Here is a 16,939-nt window from a genome sequence, read left to right on the forward strand (position 1 = left end):
GCTTAAGCCGGGCTGGCCGCCCCGTCGTGGATCGCGGAAGCGCGTGGCGCTTCCGCGATTTGCACCGGCTGTGCTCAGCCCGCCTCGTGTACGGCTCGTGCCGCGCTGAGCCCCGACTCCAGGGCGCCCTCGATCCATGCGTGCCACAGTGAGCAGTGCTCACCGGCGAAGTGCACACGGCCCTCCGGCGCCATGATCGCGTCATGCAGACTGCTCTGCTGGTGCGGCTCGAACAGGGCGAAGGCGCCCGCCGCGTAGGGGTCGTTGTACCAGGCGTGCGTGACGCCGAACTCGAAGTGGTCGTAGATGTGGGGATGGATCTTGGCGACGTCCTCGAGGGCCTGGTCGACCCGCTTCTGCGCGGACATCGCGCCCCAGCGCAGCGCGTCCTGGCCCCAGGTGTAGCTGGCCAGCAGGATCGAGCGTTCGTCGGGGACGGGATGCGAGGGATAGCAGATGCGCCGGATCGGCAGGTCGGTGACCGTGGTGCCGCCGATGATGCCGTCGGTCTGCTCCCAGAACGGCCGCCGCACCTGGAAGAGGATCTTGGTGGAGGCGTTGTAGTTGAGTTCGCGGATGGCGCGCTGCTTGCGGCGGGAGAACGCGGGCCGGGTCTCGACGTCGCGCAGCACCGAGAACGGGATCGTGCAGATGGCGTAGTCGCCGGTGAGCGTCGTCCGGCCCGATCCGGTCTTGAGGTGCAGGGTGACCGAGTGGTCGTCCTGCTCGATGGCGGAGACCTCGTGACCGAACCGGATGTGGTTCCTGAGCTCGTGGTAGAAGGCGGTCGGCAACCGGTCGGCGCCGCCCTCGATCTCCTGCATGTCCTCGAACGCTCGCCCGATGATCTCGCGGAACTGCTCGATGACCGCCGCGTTGAGGTTGGCCTCCCGGAAGCTCATGACGCCGTAGAGCTCGATGGCCCCCTCGGAGAACCCACGCTCGCGAAGGAAGCTGCGGATGGAGTAGCGGTCATACTCGGCGCAGATGCGGTCGAGCGCGTTCTCGCCCTCCTGCGCGTAGAGGTCGTGGATCTCCTGGGTGGCGGTGCGCCACAGGTCCTCGTAGGTGCGGCCGTGCTCGTGCTCGGCCAGGCCGAAGTCGATGATGTCGGGATTGTCGTTGAGCTCCTTGATCGTGGTCCTGACGCCCTGGATGTAGGCCAGGGCACGAGGGTTGCCCATGACGAACGGCCGCAGGGTCAGCCCGAACCTCTCGCAGTAGGCGAGGGTGAGGTCGTGCACGCGCGGGATCCGCATCGCGCCCGCCTCGGCGTACAGGCCGGGCGCGAATCCGCGCAGGGTGAGCACGCGCCCGCCGACCCGCTGCTGGGCCTCCAGGACGATGGGCTCGTGCCCCTGTCGCATCAGCTCGTAGGCGGCGACCAGACCGGCCATTCCACCACCGATGATCAGTACGCGTTTGTTCGGCCGGCCGCCGGCGGCCAGTCCGTGCTCGGCCGCCGCGACCAGGTCCGCGGGCACTCTGAGGTCCTGACTCGGTCGTGGTGCTCCGGCGGCCATCAGCTCCGCGGGCATGGCCGTACCGAGCGCTGTCGACGGGTTCTCTTCCAGGGCGTCACACTCCTTCGTCGTCACCTAAAGCACATCTATGATCGCTTTAAGTGACGATGATCGCCAGGGGGGAGTTCGTACGGCAGCGGGCGGCCGGTCCACACTTCGTAGACATGGCGCTGGATATATGGGCAAACTAACAGTGGTTATATTTCACGGCGGACGGTAGTTCGTCGTGGAGGGAAGTGGCGGAAGGCGGTGGGTCGATGAACGCGGCCGCATGGGGCTTGGGCGCGGCGGTGCTGCTGGCCTCGATCGTGGAGATGGTGGAGGCCCTGACGATCGTGATGGCGATGGGCGTGACGCGGAGCTGGCGCTCCACGCTCGCGGGCGTGGCCGCGGCCCTCGTCGCGCTGGCCGCCTTCACCGCCCTCGCCGGGTACGCGCTCACGACCTGGTTGCCGGCGGCGGCGCTCCAGCTCGCCATCGGCGGCCTCCTGCTGATCTTCGGCCTGCAGTGGCTGCGCAAGGCGATCCTGCGCTCGTCCGGGCGCAAGGCCATGCACGACGAGGACCAGATCTTCGCCGAGGAGGTGGCGGCGGCCGAGAGCGCGGGCGCGGTCAGGGCCAGGGGCCTCGACTGGTTCTCGTTCATGATCAGTTTCAAGGGGGTCTTCCTCGAGGGCGTCGAGGTGGTCTTCATCGTGATCACCTTCGGCCTGAGCGCGGGCAATATGCCGGTGGCGATCGGCGCCGCCGGCATCGGCGTGCTCCTCGTCCTCGCCGTGGGCATCGCCATCAGGGGACCGCTGTCGAAGGTGCCGGAGAACACCATGAAGTACGGCGTCGGCCTGTTGCTCGCGGCCTTCGGCACCTTCTGGTCGGTCGAAGGGCTGGGCATCTTCACCGGCAGCCGCCAGAGCCTGGAGTGGCCGGGCGCCGACCTGGCGATCCCGGTGCTCATCGCCGCGTGGTTCGGGCTGTCGCGGCTGATGATCCACGCTCTCCGGCGACCCGCCGTCCCGAGCACGTCTGTCTAGGAGCGGACCATGGGTTTCATCCGAGGATTCGGGCAGTTCTGGTACGACCTGATCATCGGCGACGACTGGAAGATCGCCGTGGCCGTCGTCACCACGCTGGCGCTCGGGACGGTGGTCCTGCTGGCGTTCGCGGTGCCGGAGCCGGTGCTGACACCGGTGCTCGGCCTGTGCCTCATGGCCGCTTTCGTCATCGCCCTGCGGATCGACACGCGCGACTAGACGTGCGCGTGACCAGAAGTGCGCGCGGCTAGAAGATGGCGCTGTCCTCGGCCTCGTAGACCGAGGTGGCGAACTCCTCCAGCGTCTTCGCGCAGTCCTCCAGCGCCTGGATCACCTCTGCGGCCCGCGAGGCGCCCAGGACGTCACGCGCCTTGACCTTCTCGTACCAGCCCTTGAGCTTGGTGAGGTCTTCCTCGTTCTCCTCCAGTTCGCCATAGGTGAAGTGCCGCGCGGTCACCTCTTTGGCCACGCCCGCGTGGAAGTCGACGCACTTGTCGAGGATCTCCTCGTATTCGTCGTCGCGGGCGGCGTTGTAGAGGGCGACCAGTTCGGTCTCCCCGATGATCGAGGAGGTGCTGACCAGGAACGCCTGGCCCGACATCGACTCGACGATCTCGTTGCGCAGCGCCCGCAGCATCCGCTCGCTCTGCGGCGTCCGCGGTGCGGCGGCCGCGGAGTTCTGCAGGTAGATGGCGCCGAGGTTGCGCAGCCGTCGCCAGACCGCCGCGCGCAACCGGGTCGGCTCACTGGGCACCCGGTAGATCAGCATGAGCCAGGTGACCGGCTTCGCCGGCTTGGCGGCCTCCTGGCCCTCGGGAGTGTGGCCGGTCTTCGGCCTTTCGGTGCCCGGCACGACCCGCCTCCTCCGCACAGCTCGACGAGTCGATCGTAGCCGCCCCCACGGCACCCGTGACCGGCCGCGTCATGGTCAGGGGCGGATGGCGCCGAGGAGGCGGGCACGCCAGTAGTCGTCGAGGTCGACCACCTTGACGACGTCCCCGGTCTGCGGCGCGTGGACCATCTTGCCGTTGCCCGCGTACATCCCCATGTGGCCCAGTCCTCTGCTGAAGAGCAGGTCGCCGGGCCGCAGCTTGTCGAGTGACACGCGACGGCTCGCGCCCCAGCTCCACTGGGTGTACGTCGTGCGGGGGATCCCGACCCCCGCGGCCCGCCAGGCGGCCTGGGTGAGGCCGGAGCAGTCGTAGGAGCCGGGACCCGTGGCGCCGTACCGGTACGGCTTGCCGACCTGGGCGAAGGCGAACTGGAGCGCGGCGAGGGCGTTGCCGGAGGCCGGCCCGGTGTACTTGAGGCCGGTGCTGTTGGGGTTGCCCGACCGGAAGGCGCCCAGCTTCCGCAGAATCTTGGTCTGCTCGGCGATGAGCTTCTCGACCTCCGTCTTCTGTCCGCGCACCTTGTCGCGCGCCGCGTCGGTCTCGGCCAGGACGGTCTTGGCGTCATTGCGCCGATCACGCAGGTCCTTGGTGGTCGCCTCGAAAGCGCGGAGTTTCGCCGCCCTGTCCTGCGCCATCTGGTCGAGGGCGGCCATGCCGCCCAGGGTCGCCTCGGGGGTGCCCTCGACGACGAAGCGTTGCCAGCCCGCGAACTCGCCGAACTGATAGTTGCTCACCGCCACCGCGGCGAGGTCCCTGCGCAGGGCGTCGGCCTGTACGCCCTTGCGGCCGACTTCGGCGTTGAGGGCGTCGTATTTCTTCTTGGCCTTCTGGTAGCTCTCGGTGGCCTGGTTGTACTCCTCGACCACCTTGTCGGCCTGCTCGTTCAGCTTGACCAGCTTGGCCCTCGCCTTGGCCTTGGCCTGCGGGGTGGGCGCCGGCTCGGCGACGGCGCTCCCCGGGGCGGCGGCGGCCCATGCGAGCGACGCCAGCGCCGCGGCCATAGCCATCCGCCCAAGCCTTGTCGGCACGGCCACTACGATGCCTCCTCGTAACAGTCCACTGTTGGCCGGAACCGTACAGAAGTGATGGCCTGTTCGGCGCAGGGACGGCCTGCGTGGTTCCGTACTAACGGCGATAGGGGTTTGGTGCGCCGACCCATGAGGAGATACGCGCGCGGACCCCGGGACGTTCAGTGGGCAACCGAGCGGACATGAATGCGCCCCGGCATCGCGGGTGCGATGCCGGGGCGCAAGGTGCTGCTATCAGCTTCGTGTTGCTGTCAGCCTCGTGCCGCTGTCAGCTTCGTGCTGCCGTCAGGAGTGGGACTTGACCCGGAAGGTGTCCTCGATGCCGCAGGACGGGCCGTTCTGTCCGCCGATGCGGACGGAGTCGAAGAAGTCGCGGTAGGTGGAGAAGAAGTTGCCCTTGCCGCCCGGAGACGTCACCGCCGAGCAGCCGCCGTAGTTGGCTTCGGAGTAGAGGTGGATGTAGGAGCTCGTCCGGTTCCAGTCGGACTTGCCCCGGTCGGCCATGTTCAAGGCGGCCAGATCCGGCGTGTCGCTCTGGATCTCGATGATGTCGCCCGTGCCGTCGAGGCCGGAGAACATGCAGTAGTTGCCGGCATGGCACCGGTCGTAGCCCGTGGCGGCCTGGGCGGGAATGGTCGGCAGGATGGCCAGCGCGGCGGCTGCGATCGGTAGCGCGAGCATCTGAAGCTTCTTGCCCATTGCCCCTCTTCACGTGAAACTTTCCTTCGATGACGGGTCGAACATACATGATGCGATCTTCCCGGCGGAAGGGTTGCGATTCACAGAAGGGCCGTGTCACACGGACATGCGCGGCTCCGGCGTCACGGGCCGGGGTGCCTCCGGGGCCGCGAGGTCGGCCAGCCGCCCGGCCAGCAGCGCGGCCAGGATCACCGCTCCGGTGACGAGCATGAACACCCAGAACGGCGTGCCCCAGAGCGCCAGCTGCCCCTGGACCAGCGACAGGAAGAGCACCGCGAGCACGGTGCCCGCCACGCCGCCCCGCTTGCCGTGCACGCTGATCCCGCCCAGCAGGACCGCGGCCAGGGCCGTGAGGGTGGTGGTCCAGCTCGAAATGGGGCTCGCCGCGTGGAGGCGGGTCAGCAGCGCCACTCCGCCCAGGGCGGCGAGCAGGCTCGACCCGCCCAGTCCGACGAGGGCGCCGAGCCACACCGACTTCAGGCGCAGGGCGCTCCAGGCCAGCGCGCCGCCCAAGGACACGATGACGAACAGCACGAACCACAGATAGCCCGGAAAATCACCGCCGAGCTGGAAGCTAATGGTCTGGCCGTCCGCTATGGCGACGACCATTGCCTCGCAGGCCACGGCCGCGCCGAGAGTCACGGCCCACGCCGGAGCCGAGAGCGCGGCGACGAACAGGCCCAGCACGAGCCCGCCGACCGTGGCGAGCACGATCGCGATGATCGCCGCGGCCCAGCCCAGTCCCTGCGTCGCCAGAGACGCGGTGACCATGCCGGTGAGAGCGGAGATCGACCCGACGGCCACATTGGGGGTCCCGGCGCGGAACGAGAGTGCCAGCCCTGTCGCCACCAGCCCCAAGGGCCCGGCCTGCGCCAGCACGTTGACCAGATGCACGCTCGGCGCGCTCAGCAGCGCCACCACGATCATCCCGATCGTGGCGAGTCCGAGCAGAACTTCCCAGACGAGAACGACAACTCGCATAGGGGCGATCATCCTCGCGTGTATGACCGCAATTCAAGAGCATTCGGACGGGTTGCGGGAGGGCAGCCCCGTCGGGCAGGGGCCGTCACGGGCGGCGCCACAACTCGACGCTCCGGCCGGCGACCGCGAGTGTCGATCCGTCGGGGCTGAATGCCACCGAGTAGACGGCGCTCCTGTTTCCCGTCCTCGGCTCTCCTCTCCTCCGCGTGCGTACCGAGACCGCGCTCGACCGCGTCGATCGCCTCGTCCAGCTCGGCCCCGATGTCCTCGCCAATGAGTACGTGCTCCGCTTCGAGAAACTGATCGGCATGATCCGGCCGCCCGTTCCCAGGCGGGGACACATGCACCTCCGGGCCAGGTCGGGAAGCATCCGACATGCTCGGCTCCTAGGGGGGAAGTGGAGGGCGTGCGCCCCAGACGAAAGGTTGTCGTCTTAGATATAAGGGCGAGCATCGTCTTTTTCCCCATGTTCGATGCGGTCTTTTCTACTGTCCGATATGGGCACATTGATATGAAATGCCGAGGAATGAACCCAGTGATGGCCCCAGGTGGAATGGGCATCGCCTTGGTATAGGCGAGCGCGGCGGATTTACCCTCGCCCGCCGCCGAAAGTCGGGCGCGGAATTTCGCCGGAGGGCAAACGGCTCGGTGGCCCCCTACATCCTCTTCGACAGGATTCACCGCTGAACTGGATGTGAGGGTTGAACGTGAAAGGGCTTCAGATTCGCCGGACGCTCGTCACCTGGCTCGAAGACCGCGCAGCCGCGGTGACCGCCACTCTCCTGTCGGTCTCGATCGGCGTCCCGCCGGCACTGTGGGGGGTGGACGCCGTCATCGCCTGGACGCATCGGTTCGGACCGGGCGTGGGTGTGGTGGCGGCCATGGTCACCGCGGCCGGGGCCGGCGCCCGGTGGTTGAAGAGACGGGGAGCGCGCTCAGCCGGAGAAGCGCAGGATGACGTATTCGTACTCGCCCGGCGACGCTCGTTTGAAGGTCCCGTCTCCGTTCAGGTCGATGAAGACGGTCAGATACAGATCCTTCTGCTGGGCGGCCAGGAGCGTCGAGGCGCCGTCCTTGAAGACCGTGGAGAACAGGACCGAGTCCTGGGAGGCGGAGCTGTGCCCGACCCGGTCGCCGATCAGGTAGTTGTGGCCGCGGTTGTTCAGGTACAGCGTCCCCGACCCGTGCTCGTAGTCGGCGATGCCGGTCCCCGGCCTGAAGCAGGGATGGTCGGCCACCTTGCCGCCGTCGTCCACGGAGAAGACCGAGTCGTCCGTCCACGCGCAGACCTGCGCCGCCGTGTCCTTGGGGAGAGTGGGGAAGCGCAGTTCGAACGGCCGGCGCTTCATGGTGACGGTGGTGACGGGCCGGTCGAGGTCGCTGATGGCCATCGGGCTGGCCACGTTGTCCTGCCAGAATTCCAGCCCCAGGCGCGGTGAGCGGGCCACCTGCGCCGCGGGGCTGGGTGTGGGCGTGGCCGTGGCACCAGCCGTCGCAGTCGGGGACGTCGCCGAAGCCGATGGGCTGGTGGGGGTCTGCGGCGTCCAGTCCCGGGTGATGGCGACGGCCGCGGTCACCGTGAGGGCGATCACGAGGGCCCCCGCGAGCACCGCGCCGGCGATCACGCCGCCACGCGCACGGCCCGGCTGTGTCGGGGCGGGTGTGGCGGGCTGCGGCGTGACCGGCCAAGGACTCTGCCGGGGCGCCGGTGGTGTCACCTTGGACGGTGATGTGTCGTGCGAAGCGGGAAACGGTGTCCCGTACGAAGGGGGACCCGGCTGCTTGTTCATGAGTCCCAGCAGCACCTGCCGGGCGGTGGGCCGCCACGAGGGGTCCTTGTGCAGGCAGGCGGCGACGAAGCCGCGTAAGGTACCGGTCAGCAGGCCCAGATCGGGTTCCGCGTTCAGGATGCGGTTGATCACGGCGGGCAGCGGTTCGTGCCCGAACGGCGGCCGCCCGTTGGCCGCGAACGCGATGGTGCACCCCCACGCGAACATGTCCAGGGGCGGACCGGCGGGGTGGCCGGACAGTTGCTCGGGCGACATGTACGCCGGTGTGCCCACGACCCCGCTGACCGTGGCGGCGGTGGCGTCGATCGGGCGCGCGATCCCGAAGTCGATGACCCGGGGACCGTCTGCGGCCAGGAGCACGTTCGCGGGCTTGAAGTCGCGGTGCACCACCCCCGCCGCGTGGATGGCGCCCAGCGCCGTGGCGGTCGCGATGGCCAGCCGGTCCAGGTCCGCGCCGCCCAGCAGCCCGTTGTCGCGCACCGCGTCCTGCAGCGAAGGGCCCTCGATGTACTCGCTGATGACGTATGGAGGGTCGGTGTCGGGGTCGGCCGCCAGGACGCGGGCCGTGCAGAACGGCGCCACCCGCTGCAGGGCCGCCAGTTCACGGTGGAAATGCCGTCGGGCGTCAAGGTCGTGGCCGAAGGGGGCGTGCAGGAGTTTGACGGCCGCCTGCTGCCCGCTGGCGGACGTGCCCAGGAACACCGTGCCCTGCCCGCCCTGGCCGAGCCGTCCCCGCAGGACGTATCCGGCGACTTCCCGGGGGTCGTTCGAGCGGAGAGGTCGCATCAGGCCCTCTCGTGCGTCTGCATAGAGCCGATTGTGCCGGATCACGGTGTTGTGTGCCCATGCTCCCTCGGCGCCACGAGATCAGAGAAGTGCCGCGCGCCACATGCACTCGAGAAGTCACTTCCGCGTAATCCGCATATGTCATGATCCACGGGATCTTGTGGACCTTGTGACAGGAGAAGGATGATCGCACTGGCACGTCGTACGCTGCACGCCGTTCTCGCGGGCGGCCTGGCCGCCGCGGCGGTCTGGACGGCGGGCGCACCGGCGGAGGCGGCAGTGGCCGCCACCGTCTCGGTGGACTTCACCCAACCGATCCGGACGATCGCCCCCACCGACTTCGGCATCGGGATCACCGGGTACGGCGAAGGCTCGTACATCACCAACGACACCAAGCACCGCGACCGGCTGCGCGCTCTCGGGGTCGGCCGGATGCGGATCGAGCTGCACTACCAGGAGCCCGGCAACCATGACAGCCCGATCGTCTGCGGCGGCTACAAATGCGCCACGGAGGTCTCGGGGGACGCCTGGATCACCGCCATCCGCGACCTCGGCGCCGAGCCGGTCGTCATCCTCCAGGTGGACGGGCGGCAGAGCGCGGAGGTGAACCGCGGTGACGCGGTGGCCCTCTACAAGCACTTCGCGGCGACCGGTAAGCCGGTCCAGCGGTTCATCCTCGGCAATGAGCTCAACTGCACGTGCACTCCCGACAAGCCGGAGATGACGGCGGCGGAGTACAGCAGACGCTTCAACCTGATCACCGACGCCCTGCGGGCCGAGAACCCCGCGGTCAAGGTGGGCGGCCCGGCTACGGCCTGGGACGACCGCCCCTACATCAAGACGTTCCTCGAAGGCTCCGGCAGCCGCGTCGACTTCGTCGACTACCACGACTACGGCTCCGGCGACGATCAGATCACCGACGAGCAGCTCCTCGGCAGCGTGATCCGCACGTACGAGACCGACATCAAGGAGGTGAGCGCGCTCGCGGAGTCCATACTGGGCCGGAAAATCGACATTCAGATCGGCGAGTTCAACTCCGACCACAAGGACGACGACGGCCACCGTACGCTCACCCACTTCAACACGGTGTGGGGCGCGGCGGCGCTCGGGCAGATCCTGCACGCGGGCGCCAGCGCCTACCAGTACGGCGACAAGAACGGGCAGCTCGGCCTGACCAGCGAGAAGGGTGAGGGCAACATCCCGCGCAACGAGCCCCTGCCCATCTACCACGGCATCGGCATGTACACCGGTGAGGGGCTGTTCCGGCCCTTCGGCAAGACCATCGTCCAGGCGAGCGCGAACAACGACAAGCTGCACGTCTTCGCCTCGGATCAGAGCAAGAACGTGGTCCTGGTCAACGTCGGGGCCGACCCGATCGACGCCGCTCTCGCGCTGACCGGGCTGACGACCGGGACGGCCGCGATCTGGCAGAGCACATCGGACGCCTGGACTCCGCACCGGACCGGAACCGCCACGATCACCGGAGGCAAGGCCACGGTCACGCTCCCGGCGGGCTCGGCGACGACGCTGGTGATCGACCAGCAGGGGCTGTCGGCGACGTACTTCGACAACGCCGACCTCACCGGCGCCACGGTCACCAGGATCGACCCGACCGTGAACTTCGACTGGGGCTCGGCCGCGCCGGCCCCCGCCATCGGCGCCGACACCTTCAGCGTGCGCTGGACGGGGAAGGTCGTGGCCGACAAGGCGGAGACCTACACCTTCATCACCACCAGCGACGACGGGGTCCGGCTGTGGGTGGACGGCAAGCCGCTCATCGACAACTGGACCGACCACTCCAAACGCGACGACACCGGCCAGATCGCCCTGACGGCGGGCGCGCACGACATCAAGATGGAGTTCTACGACAGCGGCTACGACGCCATCGCCGAACTGCGATGGGAGAGCCCCACCCTGCCCCGCCAGATCATCCCGACGGAGAAACTGCTCGCCGGATAGGCAGCCCCGCGCCCACCCCGGCCCAGGGGTGGGCCCGAACCGGCTGGTGCCGGACCATCTTCTTCCTCCCCGAGGGGCGTCCCTCCCGAGGAATGTCTGCCACGACGGCCGGTCCCCTTGCTCGCCCCCATTGGGGGTGTCCGTCCTTGGGGACCTCTGCCACAACGGGCGGTCTCCTTTCTCGCCCCCGAGGGGGTATCCCTCCCAAGGACCTCAGCCACCGCGGACCGTCACAGAGACCGAGACGGTCGTGTGACGAACCATCCGGAAGTCACCGCACTTGACGCCCCGATCCGGGGGTAGGGCTTTCTTGCCCCGGAGGAGAGGTGCCCGGATGATCACCAGCTTGACCCGGCTCTGCGGCCTCGGTGTCGAGGCCGTGGAGACGTTCGCCCGCAACGGCCTGCTCCGCCCCGTGCCGCCCGCGAACCTGGCGCGCATGATCGAGGCGTTCCGGCACTTCCACGTCACCCCGGCCACGGGCGTGGCCATGGCCGCCGCGCGCTGGCCGGACCGCCCCGCCATCCACGACGAGGACGGCTCACTGACGTGCGCCGAGCTGGACGCCCGGGTGGTGGCGCTGGCTTCCGCCCTGTACGGCCGGTTCGGCGTACAGCCGGGTCAGACCGTGGCGATCATGTGGCCCAACCACCGCGGCTTCGTCGAGGCGCTGGCGGCCGTCTCGCGGCTGGGCGCGGACCTGCTGCTGCTCAACACCGGCCTGGCCGGCCCGCGTCTCCGTGAGGTGCTGGAACGCGAGGACGTACGCACCCTGATCGCCGCGCCGGAGCTGCCGGCGGTGGACTTCGCCGGGACCCGCGTCAGCGACCTGGACGAGCTGATCGCGACCGCCGACGGACCCGAGCCCCCGGCGCCGCGCCGGCCGGGACGGCTGGTGCTGCTCACGTCCGGGACGACCGGCGTGCCCAAGGGCGCGCCGCGCCGGCTGTCGCTGACCGCGCTGGCCGAGCCGTTCACCTCGATGCTGGCCACCGTGCCGCTGCGGAGCGGCGAGCCGATCCTCATCGCGCCGCCGCTGTTCCACGGTCTCGGCCTGCTCTGGTACGGCGTGGCGCTGGTGCTCGGCTGCCCGGTCGTGCTGACGCGGCGCTTCGATCCCGAGACGGTCCAGCGCGTCCTCAGACGCCATCGGGCCACGGCGATGGTGGCCGTGCCCGTCATGCTGAAACGGCTGCTCGCCCGCGGAGGCGTCCCGTCGCTGCCGGATCTGCGCGTGGTGGTCTCCGGTGGGTCGGCGCTGCCGCCGGACCTGGCCACCGCGTTCATGGACGCCTACGGTGACGTGCTCTACAACCTCTACGGCTCCACCGAGGTCGGCTGGGTCACGCTGGCCACCCCCGCCGACCTGCGTGCCGCCCCGGACACGATCGGGCGCCCCGTGCGCGGGACCACGGTCCTGATCGCCGGCCCGGACGGCCGCGAGCTGCCCCCGTACGAGGTGGGCCGTGTGCTCGTGGGCGGCGGCCTCACCTTCAGCGGCTACTCGGGCGGCGGAGGTCGCGGTGACGGCGGGATCGATGCGGGCGATGCGGGCGATGCGGGCAGGGCGAACAAGGCCGACGGGGTCAACAAGGCCGACAGGGCCGATGGGGGCAACGGGTCCGCTGGGGAGGTCGGTGGCTTGCTGAGCACCGGCGACCTCGGGCATCGGCAGGGGCGGGGGCTGCTGTTCATCGACGGTCGCGAGGACGACATGATCGTCTCGGGTGGCGAGAACGTGTTCCCGCAGGAGGTGGAGAACCTCCTGGGCCGCCAGCCGGGCGTCGCCGACGTGGCCGTCCTGGGCGTACCGGACGAGGAGTACGGTCAGCGCCTGGCCGCCTACGTGGTCCGGGCGCCGGGCGCGAAGCTGTCGGCCGACGAGCTCAAGCAGGCGGTCAAGTACGAGCTGGCCGGGTTCAAGGTGCCGCGCGACATCGAGTTCGTGACCACCCTGCCCCGCAATCAGACGGGGAAGGTGGACCGGCGGAAACTGGCCGGTGGCACGATGAGTTCATGACGATCCCATCGCTCGGTCTCGACGAACTGCTCACCACCACGCGAAGCGTGCGAAAGCGTCTCGACCTCGACCGCTCCGTCCCCATCGAACTGGTGCGGGAGTGCCTGGAGATCGCGCTGCAGGCGCCCAGCGGCGGCAACCGCCAGGGCTGGCACTGGATCGTGGTCACCGATCCCGAGCTGCGCGGGCGGATCGGGGACTACTACCTGCGCTCGGCGCAGGTGTACTTCTCCTCCGCGAGCGTGACCGCGAGCATGGCCCAGGACGATCCGGTCCGCGCCGAGGTGCAGCAGCGCGTCGCGGCGAGCGCCGTCCACCTCGCCGAGCACATGGGGGAGGTGCCGGTGCTGGTGATCCCGTGCATCCAGGCGTCCCGGCTCCCCGAGGGGAACCAGGCCGGCCTGTGGGGGTCGCTGCTGCCGGCGGCCTGGAGCTACATGCTCGCGGCGCGGTCGCGCGGGCTGGGGACAGCGTGGACCACCCTGCACCTGGCTTATGAGCGGGAGGTGGCCGAGCTGCTCGGCCTCCCCGACGACATCCGGCAGGGCGCGCTCATCCCCACCGCCTACTACACCGGGGACGGCTTCAAGCCCGCCTCGCGCCTGCCGCTCGACGACGTACTCCACCTGGATCGCTGGAGCGGGCCGAGTACCCAGACCGGCTGACGCAAACCGATCTGACGCCCTCAGAAGGGCGTGTACAACAGTGCCTATGTCAGAGGGGCCTTTGCCAGAGGGGAATGTGGAGAACCGGGAGGACCTGTCCGCCGTCGTCGCGGCGGTTCTCACCGGCTCGCGCCTGCTCGTCGCCATCGCCGTCCGCTCGCTCGGCGCGGTCGGGGACAAGGTCACGCTGCCGCAGTTCCGCATGCTCGTGGTGCTGGCCGGGCGCGGGGCGACCAAGCTCGTCGCCATGGCCGACCTGCTCAACGTCAACCCCTCCACGGCCATGCGGATGGCCGACCGCCTCGTCGCCGCCCGGTTGATCGTGCGCGAGGCCAACCCGCGCGACCGCAGGGAGAGCCTGATGCGCCTGACCGCCGAGGGACTGCAGATCGTGGACCAGGTCACCGCCCGGCGCGGTACGGAGATCGCCGCGATCGTCTCGCGGATGCCGGCCGAGCAGCGCCGGGCGCTGGTCGCGGCGATGACGGCCTTCAACGAGGCGGGTGGTGAGCCGCCGGAGAGCGTCCTGCATCCGCTCGGCTGGGACGTCTGAGAGAAAATCTTTGCTCAGGGCAAAAATTGCATCCTGCTATGAACGGCACCGCCCGCGCCTGCGTACCTCCTTCTGAACAGTCCAGACCCAAAGGGGGTGACGGCGTGCGACTGCGACACCGCCGTCCCGTTCTCGTCATCAGTGGCGTCGCCATGCTCCTGGCTCTCAGCGCGTGCGCCGGTCTGCCCGGCGCCCAGATTCCCAGCGCGACGGTCGTGCCGACCGGTGGGAGCGCGCCGCCCGCTGCGGCCGCGACGGTGAAGGACGACAGTACGTGGGCGACCAAGTGGGGCCCGTTGTCGGCGGCCGACCGGGAGCTGATCACCAAGGTCCGGCTCGCCACCCTGTGGGAGATGACCATGGCGCAGGAGGCCCAGACGCGGGCCAGCACCGCGCGGGTCCGGCAGATCAGCAAGGAGATCGCCGCCCAGCACAGTGTTCTCGACGAGCAGGTCCTCGCTCTCGCGGCCAAGCTCAAGGTGCAGCTGCCGATCAAGCCGACCGACCTGCAAAAGGAATGGATGGATGACATCTCCAGCCGGTCCGGCAAGGAGTATGACTCGACGTTCGTGAAGTGGCTGCGCCTCGCGCACGGCCAGATCTTCGGCCTGATCGGCGCCGTGCGCGGCAGCACGCAGAACACCCTGGTCCGGCCCTTCTCCGAGAAGGCCAACGCGGCGGTGCTGAACCATCAGCGGCTGCTGGAGAGCACCGGCCTGGTCAGCCCCGACGCCTTCCCATCCCCGCCGGCCGCCTGATCCCCCGGTCAGGGCAGGCGCCCGACCTGGGTGGGCGCCTGCCCCGGCCGGGTCACGCAGGTAGCCGACCTGGGCGAGCGCCTGCCCCGACCGGGTTACGGCAGGCGGCCGACCTGGGCGAGCGCCTGCTTCAGCAGCACCCCCTGGCCGCCCGTCATCTCCTGCTGGACCAGCGGGGACGCGGCCTCCTCCGGCGTGAACCAGACGAAGTCCAGCGCGTCCTGGCGGGGCCGGCAGTCACCGGCGACCGGGACGATGTAGGCGAGCGACACCGCGTGCTGGCGCGGGTCGTGGTAGGGCGTGACACCCGGCGTCGGGAAGTATTCGGCGATCGTGAACGGCTGCGGCGACGCCGGGACCTGGGGCAGCGCCGTATGGCCGAGGTCCTTCTCGAGATGCCGCAGGAGCGCGTCGCGGACCCGCTCGTGGTGCAGCACGCGTCCCGAGACCAGCGCCCGGCTGACCGTCCCGTCCGAGGCGATGCGCAGCAGCAGGCCGACGCGGGTCACCACGCCGGTTTCGTCGACTCGCACGGGCACGGCGTCGATATAGAGGATCGGCATCCGCCCCCGAACCGACTCCAGTTCCTCCGGAGCGAGCCAGCCGGGCACAGTTTCGGTCTTTTCGGTCATCTGCCGATCGTACGTCCCAGCGTCCCATGATCCACGCGGACCCGCCAAGCTTCGGTAAAGCCTATGGCCGCAGGCGTCAGGCGCGCGACCGTCCGGTAATGAATCTGTCCATGAGCGATGTGTGGCGCCGGACCCCGATCAGCGCCGACGGCGCGATCGGCGCCGCCGCCGAGCACCCCGGGCGGTGTGACTCGCGCTACCTCGCCCGGCGCCACGCGTTCGCCGAGCTGGCCCGCGGCCACCGGGTGGGGGACCCGTCGCCGCCGGTGGACTACACCGAGAGCGAGCACGCCACCTGGCGCCGGGTCCATCGGGCGCTCGACGGCGCGCACCGCGCCCACGCGTGCCGGGCCGCGCTGGAGGCGCGGGAGGAGATCCGGGTCCCCGCCGACCGCATCCCGCCGCACGCGGTGGTCGGCGCCCGGCTGCGGCGGCTGACGGGGTTCGACTTCACGCTGGCCGGGGGAGTGGTGGAGAACAAGCGCTTCCTCGGGTCGATGGCCCGGGGCTACTTCCACGCCGTGCAGTTCGTCCGCCACCCGGCGGTGCCGTTGTACTCGCCGGAGCCGGACATCATCCACGACGTGTTCGGCCATGGCATCCACCTGGCCGCGCCGGAGTTCGCCGCGATCTACCGGCTGATCGGCAACGCCGCGACGCGGGTGGAGACGGAGAAAGCCCTGCAGATCATCAGTGATCTGTACTGGTTCACCCTGGAATATGGGGTTCTGGAGGAGGGCGGGAGTCCGAAGGCGTACGGGGCAGCGCTGCTGTCGTCGTACGGCGAGATCGAGCGGATCGGCCGCAGCCGGATCCGCGACCTGAAGCCGCTCGAGGTGCTGGCCACCCCCTACGAGATCTCCGGATACCAGCCCGTGCTGTTCCGCGCCCGCTCCCTGCCGCACGTCGCCGACACCCTCGCGGCCTTCCTCGACACCTTCGACGACGACACGGCGGCGCGACTGCGGCCACAAGGCTAGAGACCCGCCGGACGCCTAACGGCGCCGGCGCGCTGTGGCGTGGACCAGGGGCAGGAACACCTCGTCCACGATCTCGACGAGCGTGCCGTCGGAGACGGGGTGCCGGGCGAACATGATCTCGTGGCGCAGCAGGTTGGTCGCCACCGAGACGACGCGGGGGCTCAGCTGGGCGGAGGCGATCTCACCGCGCTGGGCGGCCCGTTCGAGCACGCCGGTCATCACCTCGCTCATGATGGCGAACGGGCCCGGGTCGAGGTCGGGGGCGTCGGCCAGGAGGCCGTGGATGACGTCCTGGCCGATGTCGCGCTGCCGCTCGACCATCCGGCGCAGCACGGCGAGGACGTCGCCGCGCAGTTCGCCGGTGTCGGGCGGCTGGTCGGCGATGGATCCGGTGCTGTGGCGCATGGCGGCGACGACGAGCTCGGCCCGGTTGCGCCAGCGGCGGTAGAGGACCTGCTTGCCGGTGCGGGCCCGGGCGGCCACGCCTTCCATGGTCAGACGGGCGTAGCCGACCTCGGCCAGCTCCGCCCAGGCGGCCTCGAGGATCGTCTCCTCCAGCGCCGCGCCGCGACGGCGCTGGTTGGTCTGCTGCGGCACCAGAACCTCCGTTAGAGACGTTGCGTCTCCTGTCATGCCGAGCT

General features: G+C 69.6%; 16 protein-coding genes. 8 read left to right on the top strand and 8 right to left on the bottom strand.

Annotation, left to right across the window (positions count from 1 at the left end; translation table 11 throughout):
- Window positions 1-74 precede the first annotated feature (74 nt).
- On the bottom strand, window positions 75-1,598 hold the full coding sequence (locus tag ACGFJ2_RS43845) for a flavin monoamine oxidase family protein (RefSeq protein WP_358184267.1): 1,524 nt from the start codon (window positions 1,596-1,598) through the stop codon (window positions 75-77).
- A gap of 182 nt (window positions 1,599-1,780) precedes the next feature.
- Between ACGFJ2_RS43845 and ACGFJ2_RS43850 the strand changes: the two genes are divergently transcribed.
- Both ACGFJ2_RS43850 and ACGFJ2_RS43855 read left to right on the top strand, forming a co-directional pair.
- The gene (locus ACGFJ2_RS43850; RefSeq protein WP_393478649.1) at window positions 1,781-2,554 is read left to right on the top strand and encodes a COG4280 domain-containing protein; all 774 of its coding nucleotides are present in this window, start codon (window positions 1,781-1,783) and stop codon (window positions 2,552-2,554) included.
- Window positions 2,555-2,563: 9 nt separating this feature from the next.
- Window positions 2,564-2,773, top strand: coding sequence for a hypothetical protein (locus ACGFJ2_RS43855; protein ID WP_357954146.1), 210 nt, complete (start codon window positions 2,564-2,566; stop codon window positions 2,771-2,773).
- Between the two features lie 28 nt (window positions 2,774-2,801).
- Here ACGFJ2_RS43855 and ACGFJ2_RS43860 read toward each other — a convergent pair whose 3' ends face one another.
- The 5 genes from ACGFJ2_RS43860 to ACGFJ2_RS43880 all read right to left on the bottom strand — a co-directional run bounded on the left by ACGFJ2_RS43860 (window position 2,802) and on the right by ACGFJ2_RS43880 (window position 8,731).
- Window positions 2,802-3,407 (bottom strand): Chromate resistance protein ChrB, encoded by a 606-nt coding sequence (locus tag ACGFJ2_RS43860; RefSeq protein ID WP_357954144.1) that lies wholly within the window; start codon window positions 3,405-3,407, stop codon window positions 2,802-2,804.
- Between the two features lie 75 nt (window positions 3,408-3,482).
- Window positions 3,483-4,475: an NlpC/P60 family protein gene (locus ACGFJ2_RS43865; protein ID WP_357954142.1), complete on the bottom strand. Its 993-nt coding sequence runs from the start codon at window positions 4,473-4,475 to the stop codon at window positions 3,483-3,485.
- A 285-nt stretch (window positions 4,476-4,760) separates the two neighbouring features.
- Window positions 4,761-5,174 carry a peptidase inhibitor family I36 protein gene (locus ACGFJ2_RS43870; RefSeq protein ID WP_357954140.1) on the bottom strand — a complete coding sequence of 138 codons (414 nt, stop codon included), beginning with the start codon at window positions 5,172-5,174 and terminating at the stop codon, window positions 4,761-4,763.
- A 96-nt stretch (window positions 5,175-5,270) separates the two neighbouring features.
- Complete coding sequence (locus ACGFJ2_RS43875; protein ID WP_393478653.1) at window positions 5,271-6,155, bottom strand: hypothetical protein; 885 nt, start codon at window positions 6,153-6,155, stop codon at window positions 5,271-5,273.
- 935 nt (window positions 6,156-7,090) lie between these two features.
- Entirely contained in the window at window positions 7,091-8,731 is a 1,641-nt protein-coding gene (locus ACGFJ2_RS43880; RefSeq protein WP_393478656.1) for a serine/threonine protein kinase, read from the bottom strand.
- 183 nt (window positions 8,732-8,914) lie between these two features.
- On the opposite strand from ACGFJ2_RS43880, the gene ACGFJ2_RS43885 reads away from it, so the two are divergent.
- From ACGFJ2_RS43885 to ACGFJ2_RS43905, 5 genes are all read left to right on the top strand, one after another.
- Complete coding sequence (locus ACGFJ2_RS43885; RefSeq protein WP_393478658.1) at window positions 8,915-10,690, top strand: PA14 domain-containing protein; 1,776 nt, start codon at window positions 8,915-8,917, stop codon at window positions 10,688-10,690.
- Between the two features lie 334 nt (window positions 10,691-11,024).
- On the top strand, window positions 11,025-12,710 hold the full coding sequence (locus ACGFJ2_RS43890; protein ID WP_393478661.1) for an AMP-binding protein: 1,686 nt from the start codon (window positions 11,025-11,027) through the stop codon (window positions 12,708-12,710).
- Window positions 12,707-13,375, top strand: coding sequence for a nitroreductase family protein (locus ACGFJ2_RS43895; protein WP_357954131.1), 669 nt, complete (start codon window positions 12,707-12,709; stop codon window positions 13,373-13,375). The genes ACGFJ2_RS43890 and ACGFJ2_RS43895 overlap by 4 nt, the downstream gene beginning before the upstream one ends.
- Window positions 13,376-13,451: 76 nt before the next feature.
- On the top strand, window positions 13,452-13,928 hold the full coding sequence (locus tag ACGFJ2_RS43900; protein ID WP_357954129.1) for a MarR family transcriptional regulator: 477 nt from the start codon (window positions 13,452-13,454) through the stop codon (window positions 13,926-13,928).
- A gap of 104 nt (window positions 13,929-14,032) precedes the next feature.
- Complete coding sequence (locus ACGFJ2_RS43905; protein WP_393478664.1) at window positions 14,033-14,686, top strand: DUF4142 domain-containing protein; 654 nt, start codon at window positions 14,033-14,035, stop codon at window positions 14,684-14,686.
- A 95-nt stretch (window positions 14,687-14,781) separates the two neighbouring features.
- Here the strand turns inward: ACGFJ2_RS43905 and ACGFJ2_RS43910 are convergent, their stop codons facing one another.
- Window positions 14,782-15,318, bottom strand: a complete 537-nt coding sequence (locus ACGFJ2_RS43910; RefSeq protein WP_225296815.1) for an NUDIX hydrolase family protein — start codon at window positions 15,316-15,318, stop codon at window positions 14,782-14,784.
- A 110-nt stretch (window positions 15,319-15,428) separates the two neighbouring features.
- Between ACGFJ2_RS43910 and ACGFJ2_RS43915 the strand changes: the two genes are divergently transcribed.
- Window positions 15,429-16,298 (top strand): phenylalanine 4-monooxygenase, encoded by an 870-nt coding sequence (locus tag ACGFJ2_RS43915; protein WP_357954125.1) that lies wholly within the window; start codon window positions 15,429-15,431, stop codon window positions 16,296-16,298.
- A 15-nt stretch (window positions 16,299-16,313) separates the two neighbouring features.
- Here ACGFJ2_RS43915 and ACGFJ2_RS43920 read toward each other — a convergent pair whose 3' ends face one another.
- The gene (locus ACGFJ2_RS43920; protein WP_357954124.1) at window positions 16,314-16,895 is read right to left on the bottom strand and encodes a TetR/AcrR family transcriptional regulator; all 582 of its coding nucleotides are present in this window, start codon (window positions 16,893-16,895) and stop codon (window positions 16,314-16,316) included.
- Window positions 16,896-16,939 lie beyond the last annotated feature (44 nt).

The sequence above is a fragment of the Nonomuraea sp. NPDC049028 genome (genome assembly GCF_043197735.1).
In the GTDB taxonomy this organism is placed as follows: Bacteria; Actinomycetota; Actinomycetes; order Streptosporangiales; family Streptosporangiaceae; genus Nonomuraea.